3 protein-coding genes are annotated in these 2,046 nt (G+C 38.5%); 1 reads left to right on the top strand and 2 read right to left on the bottom strand.

Annotated features, from left to right (window positions below; translation table 11 throughout):
• Window positions 1-10: 10 nt before the first annotated feature.
• The gene (locus tag H6G26_RS41275; RefSeq protein WP_242054410.1) at window positions 11-196 is read right to left on the bottom strand and encodes a hypothetical protein; all 186 of its coding nucleotides are present in this window, start codon (window positions 194-196) and stop codon (window positions 11-13) included.
• Between the two features lie 143 nt (window positions 197-339).
• Window positions 340-507, bottom strand: a complete 168-nt coding sequence (locus tag H6G26_RS41270) for a hypothetical protein (protein ID WP_190737873.1) — start codon at window positions 505-507, stop codon at window positions 340-342.
• 164 nt (window positions 508-671) lie between these two features.
• Between H6G26_RS41270 and H6G26_RS41265 the strand changes: the two genes are divergently transcribed.
• On the top strand, window positions 672-1,634 hold the full coding sequence (locus H6G26_RS41265) for an endonuclease/exonuclease/phosphatase family protein (protein WP_190737872.1): 963 nt from the start codon (window positions 672-674) through the stop codon (window positions 1,632-1,634).
• Window positions 1,635-2,046 lie beyond the last annotated feature (412 nt).

Here is a 2,046-nt window from a genome sequence, read left to right as displayed (position 1 = left end):
CACAAGTTCTCTATTTAAATAACAGAATTTTCTCTGATTTTTTTTCAAAATGAGAATTGCTGTAAATAGTGCGGGTGAGTATTTCTGACTCTCCCAGTTCTGGAATTGCCGTTTCAACAAGGGCAAAATCGCTTTCTTTCGGTTCGCCTGTGGGGTAACTTTTGAGCAGAATTTGTTGGTTTATGGAGTCAGACATAGAGGCCTCCTTCATTGATAGATTGCCTTATCGATCATTCTATCCTTGGATTTCGCCATGTTCCGTTTGGGGAATGTTGGGTGATGTTGGTAGAGCTGATGGGTGGTGTGGTTATATCTATTAGCGACTGACGCTCCAATCAATCACACCATCCATTCAGTCCACTGTGGAGCATCGACAAGCAGTTGAGCAAATAAGTTCGGTTCAAAATCCTCAAACTTCAGCATCACGCCGCAACGCTCATCAATTGTTAGCGTACTGAGTAATTCTTGAGCTGATTCAACCCTGTATTCAACCCTTTCAATCGCCAACAGAGCGTAATATTTAACTTTATCCCACCAAGAATCACTGAGTTCTGCTTGTCCGTCTCAACATAATGTCATGGTTTGACGAAAAATTAGTATAATTTCAGTAATAAGCTTTGCAAGTACTGTATATCTAGCTAAGTACATTTGTGTGTAAATATCAGTATTAGATGTTAAAGTCTTATAGCCAAATTTTATTGAACCTTCTATTAGGAATTACTGCCCTTGTTTCAATAGGTGTTGGTTTCCTTTGGTGGTATCCTTTCGAGTTATTAAGTCACGGCAGAGTTTATTACTTTTTAGTCTCTTTAGTGATCACTATCGGGATTTTGTGTGCTTGGTTGGCTGGAATTCGCTGGCAGGGCACACTGTTTTTTGCTCTTGCTTTGCTAGCGTTTAATAGCGTTTGGATATTACCTTGGTATCTGCCTAATAGCCATCAAGGGCGAGGCGAATCTCTTAGAATTATAGAATTTAACATCAATATTCAAAATACTCAGTTGACCAGGGTCGCTAATCTCGTTGAACAGCAAAAACCTGATATAGCTGTATTAATAGAGATCAGCCCGCCAGCTATGAAGAAACTAACCAACCACCTGCAAGATACTCTACCCTTTGCTTACCGGACTCGTGGTGGTGGGTTGGCTGTTTTTAGCCGCTTTGGGTTGGTAAATCCTCAAGGAAAGACACTAAGCGCAGGAACGATTTTAACCACATCTGTAAAAACTGCCACTAAAAATATCACTTTAGTAGCAGCCCACCCTTCAGTACCGATCAAACCTGATGTTTTTGCTAAACGTAACACCGCATTAGCTGAAGTAACTCAGTACTTACAAGCTCAAAAGTATAAAAGACTAATATTTGCAGGTGACTTAAACCTAACTCCTTGGTCGCCCTACTATAAAAGACTAGTTGAAAAAACGGGACTACACAATACAAAACTGGGCTTTGGAGTAGAACCTTCATGGATTGAACCGACAACTTATGTTCACTTACCAGCCTGGATTGTAGGCGTAATTAAGCTGCCAATAGATCATATTTTTGTTAGTAATGATATCAAAGTCGTAGATTGTAAAACTATCAAAGGTGGAAATTCCGACCATCGGATGCTATTAAGTGATTTAGTTATTTAAAAATGGTGATCATGCAGACGAAACTATTTCCAGAAGGAAATCAAATTGTCATTAGGATAATACTCTTGTTTTTCTTCTCCAAATTTGACATGGTTTATTTCCTATAGTTGTAATTATCTATACTAGAGAATAGTTAATTTGAACTCAGGTTGGTTGAGTAAAGCACTTCATAGATACCCTATCCGTGTAAAAATAAGAGACTCTGACTTACTTTGCTGATAAAAAATCGTGCAATCTTGTAATTAGTCATCATAAAGGTTTCGATGCTTGCTTGGTGTATTCTTCAGGGCAAACGCATCTAAATATTGACGAGCCTGAATCAGTATGAAATACACCAAGACTCAAACTACATAAGGCTTTGAGGAAATTAAATCTCACTCAATATTAAAATGATAATCATTGTGAGGGGGAG

Source organism: Nostoc sp. FACHB-888 (genome assembly GCF_014696655.1).
GTDB lineage: Bacteria > Cyanobacteriota > Cyanobacteriia > Cyanobacteriales > Nostocaceae > Nostoc.
This window is presented reverse-complemented; position numbering and strand designations above follow the sequence as displayed.